14 protein-coding genes are annotated in these 18835 nt (G+C 45.9%); 5 read left to right on the top strand and 9 right to left on the bottom strand.

All coding sequences use genetic code 11. The annotated features are described in order from the left end of the window. Positions 1–55 precede the first annotated feature (55 nt). The 4 genes from MKY01_RS30705 to MKY01_RS30690 form a co-directional block, all read right to left on the bottom strand. Positions 56–4102, bottom strand: a complete 4047-nt coding sequence (locus tag MKY01_RS30705) for an S-layer homology domain-containing protein (RefSeq protein WP_339284748.1) — start codon at positions 4100–4102, stop codon at positions 56–58. Positions 4103–4441: 339 nt separating this feature from the next. Then, positions 4442–6766: a carbohydrate-binding domain-containing protein gene (locus MKY01_RS30700; protein WP_127550325.1), complete on the bottom strand. Its 2325-nt coding sequence runs from the start codon at positions 6764–6766 to the stop codon at positions 4442–4444. Positions 6767–6793: 27 nt separating this feature from the next. After that, positions 6794–7474, bottom strand: coding sequence for a DUF4956 domain-containing protein (locus MKY01_RS30695; RefSeq protein ID WP_036612177.1), 681 nt, complete (start codon positions 7472–7474; stop codon positions 6794–6796). Continuing rightward, positions 7467–8285: a polyphosphate polymerase domain-containing protein gene (locus MKY01_RS30690; protein WP_339287301.1), complete on the bottom strand. Its 819-nt coding sequence runs from the start codon at positions 8283–8285 to the stop codon at positions 7467–7469. The genes MKY01_RS30695 and MKY01_RS30690 overlap by 8 nt, the downstream gene beginning before the upstream one ends. A gap of 253 nt (positions 8286–8538) precedes the next feature. On the opposite strand from MKY01_RS30690, the gene MKY01_RS30685 reads away from it, so the two are divergent. The 3 genes from MKY01_RS30685 (at position 8539) to MKY01_RS30675 (ending at position 10954) form a co-directional block, all read left to right on the top strand. Continuing rightward, positions 8539–9216: a response regulator transcription factor gene (locus tag MKY01_RS30685; RefSeq protein ID WP_339287299.1), complete on the top strand. Its 678-nt coding sequence runs from the start codon at positions 8539–8541 to the stop codon at positions 9214–9216. After that, entirely contained in the window at positions 9216–10529 is a 1314-nt protein-coding gene (locus MKY01_RS30680; protein ID WP_339284746.1) for a HAMP domain-containing sensor histidine kinase, read from the top strand. The genes MKY01_RS30685 and MKY01_RS30680 overlap by 1 nt, the downstream gene beginning before the upstream one ends. A gap of 170 nt (positions 10530–10699) precedes the next feature. Then, a complete protein-coding gene (locus MKY01_RS30675) occupies positions 10700–10954 on the top strand; it encodes a hypothetical protein (RefSeq protein ID WP_127550388.1) in 255 nt (84 codons plus the stop codon). A 617-nt stretch (positions 10955–11571) separates the two neighbouring features. On the opposite strand, the gene MKY01_RS30670 is transcribed toward MKY01_RS30675, so the two are convergent. Then, positions 11572–12339: an SDR family oxidoreductase gene (locus MKY01_RS30670; RefSeq protein WP_036612166.1), complete on the bottom strand. Its 768-nt coding sequence runs from the start codon at positions 12337–12339 to the stop codon at positions 11572–11574. A gap of 195 nt (positions 12340–12534) precedes the next feature. Here MKY01_RS30670 and MKY01_RS30665 point away from each other — a divergent pair, with 195 nt between their 5' ends. Beyond that, positions 12535–13173, top strand: coding sequence for a TetR family transcriptional regulator (locus MKY01_RS30665; RefSeq protein WP_100528192.1), 639 nt, complete (start codon positions 12535–12537; stop codon positions 13171–13173). A 9-nt stretch (positions 13174–13182) separates the two neighbouring features. On the opposite strand, the gene cobA is transcribed toward MKY01_RS30665, so the two are convergent. The 4 genes from cobA to nirB are packed head-to-tail and all read right to left on the bottom strand — an operon-like array spanning position 13183 to position 17644. Next, positions 13183–13953: a uroporphyrinogen-III C-methyltransferase gene (gene cobA, locus MKY01_RS30660; protein WP_127550332.1), complete on the bottom strand. Its 771-nt coding sequence runs from the start codon at positions 13951–13953 to the stop codon at positions 13183–13185. Beyond that, positions 13950–14831 (bottom strand): formate/nitrite transporter family protein, encoded by an 882-nt coding sequence (locus MKY01_RS30655; RefSeq protein ID WP_339284744.1) that lies wholly within the window; start codon positions 14829–14831, stop codon positions 13950–13952. The genes cobA and MKY01_RS30655 overlap by 4 nt, the downstream gene beginning before the upstream one ends. A 37-nt stretch (positions 14832–14868) precedes the next feature. Continuing rightward, entirely contained in the window at positions 14869–15186 is a 318-nt protein-coding gene (gene nirD, locus MKY01_RS30650; RefSeq protein WP_036612155.1) for a nitrite reductase small subunit NirD, read from the bottom strand. Between the two features lie 16 nt (positions 15187–15202). After that, positions 15203–17644 (bottom strand): nitrite reductase large subunit NirB, encoded by a 2442-nt coding sequence (gene nirB, locus MKY01_RS30645; protein ID WP_339284742.1) that lies wholly within the window; start codon positions 17642–17644, stop codon positions 15203–15205. A 591-nt stretch (positions 17645–18235) separates the two neighbouring features. On the opposite strand from nirB, the gene MKY01_RS30640 reads away from it, so the two are divergent. Then, on the top strand, positions 18236–18829 hold the full coding sequence (locus MKY01_RS30640; RefSeq protein ID WP_339284741.1) for an ANTAR domain-containing protein: 594 nt from the start codon (positions 18236–18238) through the stop codon (positions 18827–18829). Positions 18830–18835 lie beyond the last annotated feature (6 nt).

The raw sequence follows: 18835 nt of genomic DNA, 5'->3' as shown, positions 1-18835 counted from the left end.
TTTGCAAAAAAAGAAGCAACGAGTGATGAACTCGTCGCTTCTTTTCTTTTGCTTCTTAGGGTTGCTTCGTTACTGGAATGTAATCAAAATCTGGTATCAATGCACCAGCTTTATCCGTTATTTGCGCTTGGTCTTCTTGATTCATTTTCACATATTTTATCTGGATACTATTCCCCTGATCTACAGCTTGTTTGAATTTCCAAGAGTATTGATCATCGAGATTAATATAGAGTTGATTCTTTGAATTCCAATTGAGTGATAGGATATAACCACGAAGTTTAAATTCTTCGCCGTCCACATTCAATGTCAAACCATCAGCTGTACCGGATGAACTGTCCAATTGGAAACCATCCGCAAAGGATAAAAGAACTTTACCGCTTGATTGAGAATAACTTGCTGTTGGAGTTCCTGAATCAGGAAGTTGAGCAATTGATCCATATACTAACTCTGCTGGATAGGCGTCCTTCGCCCAATCTGTTATCCCATTCGTATTAAACTTAAGCTCCCCATTCCCCTCGGCGAGTGGAGTGTTAAATTTAAGGGTATACGTCATCTCAGTTGAACCATAACTGTATCTTACCATGTCCGGGTAGTAATTCTCATCTGCAATTTGAACCGTAAAACGAGACTTTAACGTATCGAAGTTAATACTAGGATTTTCGTAGGGGTCCCAGCCCGGTTCAAGATCCGCCAGTAGTGTGCGGCGATCTGAACTCAATGTAACAGAAGTGAATTTTGGACTTAGTGATACGATAGAGTTATTCGTGTAACTTAACGCTTCATTTTTGGCATCACTGATATCCTTTATGGCTGAGCCATTATAACTTACCTTTAAGTTAGCCAAATCACCTTCGGTAATCCCACTGACATTAAGCTTCACGTAAGATGGTTGCATTCCTGATGCTTTAGTAGAGTTAACTATACTTACGGACTGCACTTGACCTTTATTTAATGAAAAATCTTGTGCAGTAGGAATGCTGTCAGAATCAAGTTTCTCATCGTAGTAGATATAGATGGAATCCAGTGCATCATTAATGTACTTGGAAGACACTACAGGCGGTTGAGTATCCAAACTGTCCAGAACAGCTTTATCAAATTGAATTCTGGTTACGGCACTAGAGGTATAATTTTTAGTCGAATCCACAATTGCAAATTCTACCTTTGCCTCTGATTTGTTAGCATTGGTAATGTTGACCCCGGTATCAAAATCCTGAACTTCATTGACTTGATCCGCACCCAATTGGAAGTATGGCCATGAATTCACATAAATAATCATATTTTCGCCGGAATGTCCCCCGATAACTGATTTTACATCAGATTTAAATGATCCATTGATAACATTGACGACCATATAAACTTCGGCAGGTGATTTCAGGGCGTATTTAACATGAATTTTTCCGTTTTTAATGTAAGCTTGTGGATATCCATCTACAAAATATGGATCAATGAATCCGTCAATGCTCACCTGATCTGTTCCGATTGCTCTGACTGTTAAATCGTATTCATGTGTGCCTATAGCGTTACCGCTAAGTACTGCCTTCAATTTTACAAATTTATCTTCATTTTCGTTTCTTTTAACTTCGCCACTGTTTGTAATTGTTGTTTCATCATTTGATGACCAGTTGATGGAAACGCCAGGATAGGCATCAAGAGCAGAAGGTAATGACAAGTTCCCTACAATATTGTTCTTGTTCGAATTCGATCCTAGGAAGATCTTTTCCAGTTCGGCAAAGACTTCTTCTGCGCTTACTAGTTTCTGAACAGGTCCAAAAGCTGCACTGAGTGCAGAGCCGCTCACTTGAATTTCATCCGCTGAAACGTACACCCGAATATATTTACCGCTGTTAGCTTCCGTTATAGTATAGGTGGACGATGTTGCTTCGTTGATTACATCGTACGGCCCGTTTTCATAATCAGACTGATACCATTGATAAGAGACTTCTTCATTATCAGGTGAACTTACATATTGAACTGTTCCTGTAGTCAACTCAGATCCAATGGTGATATCTCCTGTTATGTTTTCAATAGAGTTCACGGTAACTGTCCCGTTAGGTCGATATGTCACTGTCATTGACGTATCCGAATAGCCCTCTTGCGAGATAATTAAATTATGTTTTTCAATACGTTCAGGTTGATTCACGTTCAGCTTCAACAGAAAGCTGTTTTTGTTCTCTTGTTTAAGCCCAACCCCATACTCTGGCGTGTACATCTGCCCATCCAGTGTCACTTGCACATCGGAAACATTAGTTAGTGGGTGACCACTTTCATCAACTAATGACACTACAGTATAAACGGATGAGGTGGCAGTTCCTTGCAAAGGTTGCAAAGCAGTAACGGCGACGTCATAATGATGAGATTTAATCATCGACCTGCCTGCATTAACAATGGAGATGTTTTCGCTATTCTCCTTTGTATCATTATCAATTTCAGTGTCATCATTAGCCGTTAGTTGATCGTATTTAGACAGTTGGATGCCTAGAGTGGGTTTTGTAACGGTGACGGTAACAGCGGAAGTAAATCCTCCGTCAACCGTCGTTGCAATAACGGTTGCTTCCCCCACACGCAGAGCGGTGATTAAACCAGTATCGGACACGCTTATAACATCAGAACGATCCTCTGCTACTTTCCAAATAACTTTGGAATTAGTAGCATTCTGTGGTGTTACTGCTGCAGAAAGTTGCTGAGTTTGACCGGTTACCAGAGAAACCGAAGCAGGGGAAACGTTGACACCTGTCACAGCAATAGTATGGTTTCCACTTCCTGGTGTAGATCCACCTGAATTTCCTGAGTTACCTGAGTTACCTGAGTTACCTGAATTACCGCCAACGGGTGTATTTCCACTTCCTGTTGATCCTGAACTTGTACCTGTACCTGTGCTTGGTGTCGTTGTACCGACAGGTGATGTAGGTGCTGTACCATTAACTAATACACTGGATTGACCGGAGGTTTTAGCAATGTTGACATTACCCGTGATCCTTGTGTCTGCTTCAGCAGTAAATTCCTTGATTGATCCAGCTGCTGTAATTTGAACATTTGGAGCATGATTGACTACTTTGTTAAAATTACCATCCAGTTTAATTTCTTGGCCTGCCAAAAGATCAGCAGGGATTTCGATGGTTTCAAAACCTCCGCCAGTAAGGTCTTTCGTAACAACTAATGCACCACTCTCCAGGAAAGTTAAAGAAACGGATGTGTTGCCTGTTGCCAATATACGTACTCGTCCATTGTATTTATTAACAACAAGAGCTCCTTGTACATCTACATTATTAAAGATAATGGAATGTTCGCCACCACCTTGGACATGGACGTTTCCTTTAATTATCACATTATCCAAAGTGACTTCGCCTTCTCCGACACCTTGGGTCACATATAAGTCGCCAGAGATCGTCATATCTTTCAGAGTTACATCTGGCGTATTAACCACAACGTTACCTTGCACATCATTTGAATATGTTCCCTTCGTAGTAATAAGGGTTTGGATCAGGCGATCAAACAAAGTAACAGCTTCCGCACGAGTAAGACTCTCTTGTGGATTGAATGAACCGTCAGGTCTTCCGCTAATGACGGATACGGATACTAATTTTTGTACTGAATCTTTTGCCCATTCAGCAATCTTATCACTATCGTTAAACGTGACAGGGTTTTGGCTATCTTTCGTTTGGAAAGCACCAACTATGAGTACCGCTGCTTCTTGGCGTGTAATCGTTTGGTTAGGTAATGCCTTTCCATCAATACCATTCAATATACCTGCTTTATTCAGCTTAACCATGGCATCGTAATACCATTGCTCTGCATTTAAATCCGAGAAATTATTGCTACCTTGTTCTATGTATTTCATAATACTGTTGATCATCTTGGAGAACTCGGCTCTTGTCACCGGCGCATTGGGTCTGAAATTACCGTTGTACCCTCGGATAATGCCATAACCGTTCCACTCTTCAATAGCTTGTTGACCCCAGTGCCCTGAAACGTCTTTCAATGTGCTTGCTGTTTCTCCAGGCAAATTACTGTTTGTCGCACCAAAAGCAGGTACTGCGCTTGACAAAAGCATAGCAATAGCCAGACCTGTGCTAACCACTTTTTTTGAAAATGTTTTCCTCATTACATGTACTCCTTCGTTAATAAATGAATTGGAAAAATCTAAGAGTTTCTTTCTAAAATCTAAAGATGTAGTTCATGTGTCCTGGTTCTAATTTCCTTAAAAATTACTATCATGTAGTAAAAAAGACATAATTATTTTATATTATCTCGTTACTTAACTAAAAACAATAAAAACCTATTAATATTTTCTAATCTTTGTAGTTTGTTCCGAACATGGGGTTTCCAATTAGTTAAAAAACCAGTACTTAAATGACTTCTAAAGTCATTTAAGTACTGGTTACTTGATAAGCTAGGTATTCAGGGCAAGGCATGACATGAACACTCAGCTTATTCATTTCAGTTATTTTGTCGAATCTGTAATACCTGTAGTGCCAGTGCTGTCAGAGGTTGTACCGGATTGGGATCTGTTTCTGCCGCCTCCGAATCCGCCTTGTCCACCGCCACCAGGACCGCCCATACCTGTATTGGCAGTGGTTACACCAGATTCATTCACCCAAGTCACATTACTAGTCGATTGGAATGCAACCACCTGAGTTCCGCCACTATAGGTACCGTCTGTGTAGAGTCCATCCACCGCTTTACCTGTAGACGTACCACCGGAGTAGATCACGTATGAACCATCTTTTGCAAGATCCGGTGAGCTGACAACCACGGTTTGATAATCTTTTGCTGGTGCAAACGTCAGAATGTTGTTGCCTTCGCTATCTTGTACATGTACAAGTGTTCCAGCTTTTTGCGTTGCAGGGAATGTCATCACAATGGTATTTTGCGTAGACGCATCGGATGTTCCTTGTGCCATACCCAAGCTGCCAGCAGCTACCAAGTATCCACCACTGATTTCAAATGTGCCGTCATAATCCAATGCTCCGTTGCCGCTATTCGTCGGTCCGTTCACAATAACCGTTCCGCCAGTCATGTTAATGGAACCATTGGAATCCAGCCCGTCACCACCTGCGTTCACGGTGAGGGAACCGCCGTTAATGTGGAACTCGTTATTGCTTGCTGCTGCACCACCCATACCGCTCGGTCCACGTCCTTGCTGATTAGCAGCTGTACCTTGGGATGCCTGATCGGTAGTTGATGTTGTGCCTGTCGTTTCGGTTACAGAGATGTTGGATGTCGTTGTTGCATCGGTTGCTGTAGTCACGCTATCTGTACTTGCCGCTGGATTCGTAGCTGTTTCCGTCTCGCCACCTGCAGCATTTACGCCATCATCGGATGCCGTTACATCTACATCCCCATCGTTCAGGGTGATCATTGCACCTTCAAGTCCTTCATAGCTCTTCGCAATGGTGATGGTTCCACCGTTGATCGTAAGGGCCTGATCGGCATGAATGCCGTCATCACCAGATTCAATGTTGAATGTTCCGTCGTTAACTGTCACGTTATTGTTGCTGTGCAGGGAATCATCCATGGAATCAATGGTATACGAACCTCCATTAACCGTAAGATCTGTACCTGCTTTGAGTGCTTTGGCACTTGTGGACTCCGTTGCTGTTGTTGCAGTGTCCGCATCAGCATTGTTATCCGTTGTTGTTGTAGTTGTTGTTGTGTTGGCAGAGTTGGATGCTGTTGCGCCGTTTGTATTAGCACCTGCATTCGTACCGCTGTTATTAGGCATCTCCGGCATATCTGCAGGAGGTTCGCCATCCGGTGGTGTGCCCATATCCGTAGGAGGTGTGCCGCCACCCCATCCACCGCCACCGCCGCCGCCAAATGGACCTTCTTCTACTTTGGCTGGTGCATTGGCGCTACCGCCGCCCGTTACAATGTTGTATGTGCCGCCATCCGCCACGAGTGCGGTTTCGGCCTGAATACCGTCATTGCCACTTTGGATATCAAAGGTACCTCCTGCGATAGCAACGAAGCCTTTGGTGGTATCCGTGTCATTGGTTGATTTAATACCGTCGCCTTCGGCTTCAATGGTAATCGTACCCGCTTGGATAGCGACCATATCTTTACCTTTGATGCCGTCATCGGCTGCTTTGACACGGATGTTACCACTAATGATCTTCAGATCATCCTTGCTCGTAATACCTTCATTATAGTTACCTGTGACGGTCAATTGACCTGCACCGTTGAATGTAAGATCTGCTTTGCTGAAGATTGCAGCATCGGGCTCGTCTGTCGTAGCATCGGCGTACACATATGTTTTACCATCCGATACGGTGTTTTTGGTTCCTTTTTCGAGCGTAATTACCGCTTTACCAGCCTTCTGAATGTAGATCGCGGCACTGTCGTTATCATGGATGGTTGCTCCGTTTAATACGAGATGTACGGTACCCTTATCGGCAACGTTAACCACGATCTGTCCATCCGTTAGCTCACCGCTAAGTACATAAGTACCTGCTTCAGAGATGGTTACCGAACCATTCGCGGCTTTAGCGCCCGAACCGGTCACCGTTGCAGTTGTTCCGTTCAACTTAATCGCTGTGGAATCCGCCTCACTCCAAATAATGTTGGTATCGTCAGCATCCAGAGAGACCAGATCTGCATATTTTACTGAAGTTTGCTCGCTGACAGATACCGTTTTGGTTGTTCCTGTCGTTGACGTTGCGGCATTGGCCGTTGTGCTTGTGGTTGCTGGTGAACTGCATGCTGCGAGTAGGCTGGTAATCATGGCGATGGACCAAAGTTTGCTACCTGTTATTATGTTTTTCTTCATATTAGATCGTTCCCTTCGAATTATAAATTAATATTCCGTTGTTGGACTCATGGTTAATGAGATATCCAGGTTGCCGTTCCGGGTGCGGATCGCATCGAGGAATTCCTTTTGGCTAACACTTTCATGAATGGTTACACTGTAGACCAGCTCATACAGACTGCCGAGTTCAGTGGTTCTGATTTTTTTCAGATCAAAAGGTACGTTGAATGTATGGAACACTTCATTAAGTGCTTCTTCATAACTCAAGTTCTCGGGAATGGTGACTTTCAGCGTTTTTAGCTGACTTTTCTTGCCGCCGAAGTTGAAGCGACTCAGGACAAACATCAGTACACACAGGATAATGGTGAACAGCACCGCGTATCCAAAAGCGCCTACACCGCAGGCAAGACCGGAAGCCATCGTGAACAATACGTAAGCAATGTCTTTTGGATCACCAGGGGCACTTCGGAATCGGATGATCGAGAAGGCACCTGCCAAGCTGAAAGCTCGTGCGATGTTGCTACCGATGAGCAGGATGATGATGGCGACAATGACGGGCAGAACAACCATCGTTAAGGTGAAGCTCTGAGAGTATGTGCTTTGGTTAGTTTTCATGTAGGTAAGGCTGATGACCAATCCCAGAATGATGGCAAGACCAATGGTGATGACTGCGTTGTTAAACGTCAGGTTGGTATCGGTTAGGGCTGAACTGAACAGTGAATCAAGCATATAGGACACGCTCTCTTTCTATAATCGTTTTATCTTGTTCTATGGATGGGTTGAAATCGGTACCTGGTACAAGAATGCGCTCGGTCTGGTAATTCAGGTTGGTTGTTGTAGCTAGGTGTCTGAACTCGTTGCCGTATTTGGAGAATCCGGTACGGTACAGTCCATGTTCGGACAGCAGTTGTGACAGCCACATCGGAACGGTTTTCTCGGCCTTCACTTCCATCAGCCATCGACCGTCCTTCACCAGCGGTTCACCGTAATCTCCCTGTTCGAGCTTCAGATCATATCTGCGGCTACGAATGTTGGTGTCAAAGGTAATGCGAAGATCGCGGCTGTTCTTGTCGAAGAGTGCTTTGCGTTCATATGCCAGATACACTTTCGGTTCCAAGTCGTATACCCGAAGGAAATATTTGATCTCTTCGACAACTTGTTTGTTCATGTAATCCGCGAGCTCTGGCGCCTGTCCCGAACGGACGAATTCATATGCTTCATCCAGCTTCAAAGCTGTTCTGCGCTTGTTCACCAGGCCAAATACTTTCTTTTTGATCTCCAGATACACTTTGGCGTTCTCTTCAGGGATTCCATAAGCCCGCAGTCTCAGCTTCTCCTTGTATTTTGGTTTGGAGAGACTGGCGCGGATCAGCGAATCCTGCGGAGTGTCGAAGTACAGGTTACTGATGGAGTAGTACTCATGTTTCTTGTTGTAGGCATCCAGCTCCATGTATTTCAGCAGGTCATTGTAGAAATGTGCGTACTGCTCATCCGTCAGAAGATACTTGCTCTCATATCGGTTGAATACTTCAATCGCCATGTGGGACTCATTCCTTTCGTCTGTGGGTTGTATGTTTTGTTGCATCGTGTATTGCTTCCATGTCTGTATCTTAGAGCCCCAACCTTGAATGAATCTTAAATGGTTTTACATTGCGTTAACATTTTTTTACCTTCCTATAATAGTGCGCATACACAAAATGAATTAAGATTGATTCAAGGTTTGATTGATAGAATAAGAATATATAAAACAAGTCCATTGAGAGAAATAATTCAAGCAGAGGAATGAATAGATGATGAGAATATTAATTGCGGAAGATGAGGTTCATTTGGCAGAGGCTGTATCGCAGATTTTGAAAAAAAACAATTACTCCGTGGACATGGTCCACGACGGCAGATCAGGATTGGATTATGCGCAGAGCGGTATCTACGACCTGTTACTACTCGACATCATGATGCCGCAGATGGACGGGATCACCGTCCTGAAGAAACTCCGCAGTGAAGGCAATCATACGCCTGTCATTCTGCTTACGGCGAAAGGTGAATTATCGGACAAAGTCACAGGCCTCGATTATGGTGCCGATGATTATATCGCCAAGCCTTTTGCCACAGAGGAACTGCTGGCCCGGATTCGTGCAGCTTTACGGCGGAAGGGCGAAGTGGTTCCCGAGGATGGGCTGAAGTTTGGCGACATTGAGCTGAATACAACTCAACTGAAGCTGAGCGTACAGGGTAAGGAGATTAAGCTGAATCTGAAGGAGAATGAACTGCTGGAGCTGTTGATTGCTCGCAAACAGGCGATTACCTCCAAAGAGCAGATTATTGAGAAGTTATGGGGATTTGATTCGGAAGTGGAGTATAACAATGTGGAAGTATATATCTCTTTTTTACGCAAAAAATTAACCTTCCTGAACTCTACCGTCCGCATTAACACGATTCGGGGTGTGGGGTATGTACTTGAGGTGACGTCCTAATGTTCAAGAAACTCCGAAATCGATTCCTGATCGTGAATCTGGTGTCCATATCGATTATGATGCTGGTAGCATTCGCGACGATCTATACAATTACGTATCAGAATGTGCAGCGTGAGACCAATATGGAGTTGTACAAGGTGTCCGATTTCTATCACAGTCCTTATAATTCATCCAAGATGCCGCGCGGGGAAGGGCAGGGTTCCGGTTCAGATTCGTTTCCCTCTGATGCCATGGGTGGTGATAATGGAGGTCCGGGGGGTGATCCCAACTCACCTCCGGCACGTTCCGTTTCGTTCATGATTAAGACGGATGACCAGTGGAAGATTACGGATACACATTCCCGATTTGATATGGAAGATACGTTCTACACCGAGGCGCTGCAAAAGGTTGACCAGAATAAAGTTGGTGATTCGGAACGGCAGACGGGGCAATTTACGCTGGATGGAACGGACTGGGCTTATGTGGTTGATCCGAGCGGTGACGGGCATATGATCGTATTTATTGATGTGACGGCACAACAAGGCATTCTGACGAATCTGATCTATACATTTGCTATTGTTGGACTGGTCATGTTGATTGTGATCTACTTCCTGAGCCGTTATTTTGCGAATCGCTCCATTTCACCAGTCAGAGAAGCGTTTGAGAAGCAAAAACAATTCATCGGTGATGCTTCACATGAGCTGAAGACACCTCTGGCGATCATCAATACCAATGCCGACGTACTGCTTTCCAATCAGGAGGATACTATAGCAAACCAAGCGAAGTGGCTGCACTATATCAAGTCGGAAACCGAGCGCATGACGGGACTTACGAATGATCTGCTCTATCTGACACAGATGGATGACTCACGCTCCACGATGATTCATGCGAAGTTTAATATGAGCGATGCGGTGGAGAGTATTATTTTGCCGATGGAGGCCGTTATTTTTGAGAAAAATATCTCCCTCGATTACAACATTGAGCCGAATCTTACGGTTCATGGGAACAGTGAGCAGATTAAACAGGTCATTCTGATCCTGCTCGATAATGCGGTGAAGTATTCCGGTCCAAAAGGCGCCGTAAACGTTACCCTCCAGAAACAGAATAATGATGTCATGCTGGCCGTGTCCAATACAGGTGAAGGTATTGCACCCGAACATCTGGATCGGATCTTCGATCGATTCTATCGTACCGATTCTTCAAGAGCCCGCAAGCATGGTGGACATGGTCTGGGGCTGGCGATTGCTCGTTCCATTGTGGATCAGCACAAAGGAGAGCTGTACGCTCGAAGTGTAGTCGGAGAGGGTGCTACATTTTACGTGCGGTTGTCGTAAGGGCGGAGTGATGGGCGAGCTCCACACTAATCCTTCGCTCCCGCTCTATAATCGTTCTCAGGCATAAGTTCTGCCTGTAATGGGTTAACCTATGCTACAATGGCAACAGTATGTATGAATCAAGGAGATGACTGAACGTGGCAGAAACAAATGCAATTAATGAACAAGAAATGATGCAATATATTGCGGGTAAAACGAAGGCAAGCCAGGAGAATATCGCCCTTGTGCTGAAGTATGAGCAAGCGTACATCAACAAGGCGCACGAAAATTCCAAAGGTAACGATGTTGATATTGACGGCGATGATCTGGCTGACTACATTCTTAGTCGTAAAGATGTGAAGCTGGATGAGTTGACCGTGGAAAGCATCCTGGATGCTGAGATGGACTACTTGATGGACAAGGGTCACGCGGGATACGTCGATTAAGTTAAGTGTAGGCAAAATCTAACGAATCTCACACGCGCTATTCGGGTATTTCTCGCTCGTTTGGGAATGTAACGAATCTCAGACACGTTATTCTATGGATTTTAGGACTTTCCCATGCAGTTAAAGCATTTCCGCGGAATTAGCGTGTCTGAGATTCGTTAGTTCGGGAAATAAGCGCTTTTAGCCGAAATAAGGTGCCCTAGGTTCGTTAGAGTAACTTAGAGTGATCACATGGTGCAACGAGGCGTTAAATGGCTGTTTCAAAAGTGAAATCTCACAGATGAAGCCTAATGCATGGCAAGTGTTGAACTGTCAAAAAGACCTCAACTCCACAATACTGTGGTGTTGAGGCCTTTTTTAGATTGTAGCGACCAGGCATCCCTTCGGGAACACCTGTCGGTATAACTTTTCTAAGGATGGACTTGAAGTTCTATCGGACCTGACCATTATATCGGATCATTTGTCGAGTCTCGCTATGAGTACAGTTCGATGAGTGTTGACCTATCGGACAACCTCACCGCATCACTCATCTGTTTGCCCTACAGTCGTCCTTATTGGACATCGCTGTAAGGTGAGATTTTTAGGAAATCCCTATCAATTCCACCGTTTATAGCTTCTTATTGACCAACCATACCGCCATCTACGGTGTAAAGGGAAGCTGTTACATAAGATGCTTCTTCGGACAACAGGAAGTTCATTACCGCAGCGACTTCTTCCGGTTCGCCGTAACGGCCCATTGGAATGCTGGACACGGTTGCTGATTGATAGTCTTCCACGTTACCGGAATTTGCTTCGATCTGGCGCATCATGCGTGTATTGATTGTACCTGGCAATACAGCGTTAACCCGGATATTATAAGGTGCCAGTTCATTTGCAGCGGTACGCGTGAGACCAACTACGGCATGTTTGGACATAATATATGGAGATACAGCAGGTGCACCCATCAGACCCGCGAGGGAAGAGGTATTAAGAATCGCACCGGATTTTTGTTTTTTCATCACTGGAATGACATTTTGCAGACCCAGGAATACTCCACGAATGTTGACGTTATATACCGTATCCAGTGCTTCAACACTCAGGTCTTCGATCAGCCCTGTTGGACCTTCAATTCCGGCATTGTTGGCAAAATAATCGATTCGACCAAAAGCATCCAATGCTTTTTGCACATAGTTTTTCACGTCTGCTTCTTGGGATACGTTCGCTTTTACGGCGATGACGTGCTCTTTGTCGAGGTTCAGATCAGTAATTGTCTGCTGGATGGCTTCTTCATTCAGGTCCACCAGAACCAAATTGATTTTGCGCTCAGCAAGGCGGCGTGCCAATTCTTTACCAATGCCCCCGGCTGCTCCTGTAATTACGGCTGTATGTGTATAAGATGTACTCATGAACTATCCGCTCCTTATTCATTATTGGCAGGTATTTCTCAAAAAAAGTTTCAACCTGTCGTCTATCTTTCCTGTCTCAATGTTAAGATATACATAGCAATGTGACAATAATCATTGACATCGCATATGTCAGCTATCGGACAGAGGTGTAAGCGGTGTTCATTTATATTACAATAATGAACAAAGGAGGCGAAAATGTTGATCATTGAACATCCTCAGGACCGGAGAGCACGAAGAACGCAGGATGCGATCATCGCTGCGGCGGTTTCTTTGATATTAGAGAAGGGAGCGGATGCCCTCACAATTCGGGATATTACGGAACGGGCGGATTACAACCGTGGAACCTTCTATTTACATTTTCCCGGCAAACCGGAGTTGTTGCAGTTCATTCTGGATGATTTCATGCAGGGAGTGGGGCGAGCTTATGCAGAACCATACGCACAGCTTACAGAAGTGGACATGACTGCATTGCTACCATCCACGATGCCTGTATTCGAATATATTGAAGCCCATCAGGATATCTTTCGTGCGTTAATAACAATGCATTCAGATATGAGCTCCCGGCTGTGCAATATGTTTAGAACGTATCTAACCGAAGATTTTGTATTGGTGACCGAGGATAGTGAATGGACGATTAATTACGACATCATGTTAAGTTATCTGGTATCTGCAACGGTAGGGGTAATCATGCATTGGGCGGAGATTGGATTCAAATATTCTGCGCATTATATGGGAGAGCAGCTTACGGCGCTGATTAACATCAAACCGACCCGTCTGCTGATTGAACCAGGGCAGAAGGGTCGGACTATTCACGAGCGTATGCTGTTAGATTAAAGTACCGAATTATCCGGTCATGGAGGCATTAGCGGCCTGTTGCATCTGAAGCAGTTGTTCGCGGATCAGGACCGACTCTCCGATCATGATTAATGCGGGATTATTCACTTTATGCGACTTGGCGAGGGAATGGAGTTCGGCAAGTGTGCCGGTAATAATCCGTTCCTCCGAAGTGGTTCCTCGCTCGATTAGAGCTGCGGGGGTGGTTCCACTTTTGCCATGGTGAAGCAATTCATGTTGGATCTGGAGCAGTTGGCTAATACCCATGTAGATGACCAACGTATCTACACTATGGGCCAGCAGGTCCCAGCGAACCGATGATACATTTCCATCACTGCTGGTTCCCGTGACACATGCGAAGGATGAAGCAACCCCGCGATGGGTTAACGGAATAAGGGATGAAGCGGATGTACCTACAGCTGAAGTGATGCCAGGAATGATCTCAAATGCAATCCCTGCTTCCGCCAGCACAAGCGCTTCTTCACCACCACGGCCAAAGATAAACGGATCGCCACCCTTGAGTCTTACAACTTGTTTACCTTCCGCTGCATGAGCAGCCAGCATCCGTCCAATCATCTCCTGACTCATGGAATGAAGGCCTGGGGCCTTGCCGCAGTAGATGCGGAGTGCTCCTTCACGAGCTTCGGCGAGCAATTGATCATTCACAAGCCGATCATACATAATGACATCTGCGGACTGAATACGTTTCAGGGCTTTTACCGTAATCAGATCCGGATCTCCAGGACCAGCGCCAACAATACTAACCAGGCCCCGGCTCATGATCGTGTCCCCAATTTCGGTGCAGCATCAGAACTTGCCAATCCTGAACGACCACCCTGAATGGTTGCCAGTTTCGTCGATAGTTTCACCGGATTCCCCCAGTGGTGTGCAGCATATAGACCGAGGCCTGTAAATACAGCTCCACCAATGAGGTTACCCAACAACACCGGGATCTGATTCCATAGCCACCAGTCAGCGACACTCACCTGTGCACCGAGCATCATGCCTGCCGGGATGACAAACATATTTACCACAGCATGCTCAAATCCCTGAGCGAAAAATATGGTAATGGGCAGCCACATCGCTACGATTTTGCCCAGTGTAGAAGTGGACGTCATTGCCATCACTGCCCCGAGTGTGACCATCCAGTTACATAGAATGGCTTTGATGATGACCAGTACAATGCCAGCCCCACCCAAGTGCTGATACCCCAATGTTTTGGTTTCACTGGTCAGGATCAGCGTTTGAATTAGAGGGTTGCTCATATCCGTACCCATCTTGGTAATGGTCAGGCCGTATAAGAGAGCATAGAATGCACATCCGAGCAGATGTCCTGTGATCACCCAGAAATAATTTCGGAGCATATCCATCCATGTAATTCTGCGTTTCAACACTGCGAGTGGAAGCATCGCAAAGTTTCCTGTCACCAATTCGAGACCCAGCAGAATAATGATGACAAATCCCGCCGGGAATATCAGTGCACCTGCCAAACCAACGGAAGATTGAGATACAGCGGTATATGCCAGTGTGGTTGCAAAGGCAAGGATAGCCCCCGCCAGAAAACCGCGGATCAGCATCTGTACCCGATTCATTCTGGCTTTGCTCTCACCAGCTTCGACCATCGATTGCAGCACTTCTGCAGGTTTAACAAAATCCATAGCGCACGCCTCCTTGATGTCAGGGTATCTCTAGCCTTTAACCCGCAATTGTGATGAAGATTTCTCCGCTGTTGCCGTCTACTTCTGTTTTGTAGGTATTCAAGCAGCCTTCATCCGGCTCGTGTACCTTACCGTTACGCAGATCAATCTTCCAATCATGCAAAGGACAATGAACTGCTGTCCCGCACACCATGCCTTCCGACAGCTTGCCGCCCTTGTGAGGGCAACGATTCTCGACGGCGTGCAGACTTCCGTCGCTCAGTTTGAAGACTGCAATTTCGGTATCCTGTATCAGGAAGGTCCGTGCTCCCTTTTCATCAATATCTGCAAGGTGTCCAATCCGGAATTTGTTCATCGCTGTTCCTCCTCTTCTAGTGGGTTACCGGCTCGGCACCGGACAGTGGGGTGAAATTTTTACGTAATTTCTCGTCTTGTATGATTTCTTTCCAAGGATCAACCGTGTGACCCAGTGTAACTTCCAGACGTTCAACCAGAGCGAGACGTACATCCCGATCCGCCAATGCTTCCTTCACATGATCCAGACCAACCCGTTCAATCCAAGCCGCTGTTCTCTCATTCCATTTTGCGTTCTCTCTATAATATTGCAGGTAAGAGTAAGTCCACTCTTCCACTTCCGCATCGGTCTTCACCGTACACAGCAACTCGGCTGCACGAACCTTGACTCCCGCGTTACCGCCCACATGAATCTCCCAAGCGCCATCAATGGCGACAACACCCAGATCCTTGATGGTCGCTTCAGCACAGTTCCGCGGACATCCGGAGACAGCGAGTTTCACTTTGGCTGGAGCCACCATCTTGTCGAGTTTTTTCTCCAGACGAATACCCATCTCAATGGAATCTTGTGTGCCGAATCGGCAGAACGTATTACCTACACAAGTCTTCACCGTACGAAGCGCCTTGCCATAACCAAAACCGGAAGGCATATCGAGTTCCTCCCAGATCTTCGGCAGGTTCTCTTTCTGTACACCGAGCAGATCGAGTCGTTGCCCACCCGTGAATTTCACCAACGGCACATCGTATTTCTCTGCAACAGTTGCAATCTTGATCAATTCCGCCGGGGAAGTGACACCACCATAGATCCGTGGAATAACGGAGTAGGTACCGTCTTTCTGGATATTGGCGTGATAACGTTCATTGGTGAATTTGGATACACGCTCATCTGTGTATTCAGCCGGCCAGATCATCCCGAGATAATAGTTGAGGGAAGGGCGGCACTTGGAGCAACCTTCCGGTTCATTCCAACCGAGAACATTCATGACTTCCTTGACGCTTTTGAGTCCCATCTCCTTGATCTGTGCAACAATCTCATCCCGATCATAGGGTGTACAGCCACAGATGCCTTCTTTAGTCTGTTCACCTACATTATCACCGGCATAATATGTGAGCAGGTTTTCGATAATAGGTTTGCACCCACCGCAAGAAGCGGAAGCTTTGGTACAGGATTTGATTGCACCGAGTGTATTACAGCCTTTATTCAGAACGGCGTCTCCAATGGAAGCTTTGGTCACACCGTTACAACCACAGACGATCTCGTCATCCGGCATACTCGCCATTCGTTCTGCGACAGATGGACCCGAGCCTGAACCACCGGAAGGTACACCGAGCAAAATTTCTTTCTCCCGACCACTGATGTTCTCACCACTCTTAATGAGGGAAAACAGCGATGCGCCATCCGTGGTATCCCCGAACAATACAGCTCCGATCAGCTGTCCGTCTTTGATCACCATCTTTTTGTACACACCATCAACGTCATCCTGAATACGAATGCTGCGAGTGTCCGCAGCGTCTTTGAATTGTCCGGCAGAGAATACGTCCACACCGGATACTTTCAGTTTGGTAGAAGTGACTGAACCTTCGTATCCTTCGGTTGCCGCGCCAGCCAGGCGTTTTGCGAGCACCATACCTTGTTCATATAATGGAGCAACCAGTCCGTAGGCAATACCGCGGTGTTCTGCACATTCGCCGACGGCAGATATACTAGGGATGCTGGTATGCATATAATCATCTACAATGACTCCACGATTCACATCGAGGCCGGTATTGCGAGCCAGTTCAATCTGAGGGCGAATCCCGACAGCCATGACAACCAGATCCGCTTCAAGCACCGTTTGATCAGTAAAACGAATGGCTTTTACTCGTTGTTTGCCTGTGATTTCTTCGGTATGTTTGTTCAAAAGGAACTTCATGCCCTGTTCTTCAAGCTCACGCTGGAGCATCAGACCTGCCGGCAAATCTAGGTTCCGGTCCATCAGATGACCGTTAATATGGATGACTGTGACGTCCATGCCCAGATTGAGCAGCCCCCGCGCTGCTTCCAGTCCTAGCAATCCACCTCCAATGACGGCAGCTTTGCGATACTTTTGTGATGCTGCCATCATGGTCTCGCAGTCTTTAATATCGCGGAAACCGATCACGCCTTCCTTGTTAGCGCCGGGAAGAGGGAGGATGAACGCTTGTGAACCGGTTGCCATAATCAGCTCATCATAGGCTGCGCGTAGACCATTTTGAGATACAACTTCCTTGTGCTTGGTATCGATCTGAACGACCGGGTCACCCGGGTACACCCGAATGCCGTTATCTTCGTACCAGCTCCACTCATTGATTACGATATCCTCGATGGATGTTCCGCCAGCCAGTACGGAAGATAACATGATCCGGTTGTAGTTGGGATGCGGCTCTGCGCCGAAGACTGTAATTTCATAAGCGTGTGGAGCAAGCTTAAGGATATGTTCGATTGTGCGGATTCCCGCCATGCCATTGCCGACCAGCACCAGTTTTTTCGTTGTACTCATTATGATTAGCCCCCTTAGGTCCATTCTGCAAAATGCCTCAAAACCTTGTCTCTAAAATCGAAAAAGCCTGTTATGCCTCGGAGGACTGCGCATATACATACGCATCCCTTGCTCCGAGATTGCAAAACAGGCTTCATTGCCGTTTCAACCAGCTACGCCGTTGTAACTGTGATCGATTCAAATATGGAGTTGTTATGGCTTAACTATAAAAGATCGATCTATTCATGTCAATATAGTTAACATAAAAAAGTATTTGAAATTTAAAGTTAATTATGTTTACATGAGTTTATTGGAATATCGAATGGACGACGAAGTTTTACGAGTATATCTTCTTAGTTTGAAGGATTTTAGATAACGTTAGCACGCTGGATACGATAAATACTGTAGAAAAGGTGCCATGTATAGTGTTTCACCCTTTTTTATTGCAACATGATGAGGCATGAAAAGATCATTCTAATGTTAAAAATAAGACGCATAATCGTCACTACTTAATTTTTGTTAGGTAATGTAACATGTTTATTGATTTCATGTATTAACGTCTTAAATGATGTGGACTCTGATTATACGCAAATAGGGAGGGATTGATCCATCATGCGATCTTTATTGGTCATCCATGTTCAACCAACGATAGCAGCCTCATCCGATGCAATCCCTCTGACACCGGAGAGGCTGCTGGGAGCAAACGGGTACCATGTACAGGTGGCGGGCAGTGAAGCGGAAGCGGTGAAGCTAGCTCGTGCGGCCGAAGCGTCCATTTTGCATCTGTCGCTGGCTGATGTGGAGTACTGGGTGAACTGCCTGGGAAAGGGGAAGTCGGATTCACCGCTGCTTTGGTGGTGCGCGCCAGATACAGCCTCTTCCTCCGCAGAATCCTGCGAGGTCGAAACTTCATTTGATGGAATACTTACACCATCCATGACTGGGCCCGAGATTCACTGGACTCTTCACTTTGCAGCCCGGCGCTACATGGAACGCAAACAGTGGGAGCAGGAACGGAAGCAGTTGCAATCCAGGCTGGAGGATCGGAAGTGGATTGATATGGCGAAGGCTATTCTTAGTGATCTGAAGCAGATTTCAGAGGCCGAAGCCTATGACCTGTTACGCAAGAAAGCGATGGATGAACGAAAACGAATGGTCGATGTAGCCACAGCGATTGTGAAGGCCCATCAACTGCTCCAGTCTTAATTGGAA

Source organism: Paenibacillus sp. FSL R5-0486 (genome assembly GCF_037975155.1).
Taxonomy (GTDB): Bacteria; Bacillota; Bacilli; order Paenibacillales; family Paenibacillaceae; genus Paenibacillus; species Paenibacillus amylolyticus.
This window is presented reverse-complemented; position numbering and strand designations above follow the sequence as displayed.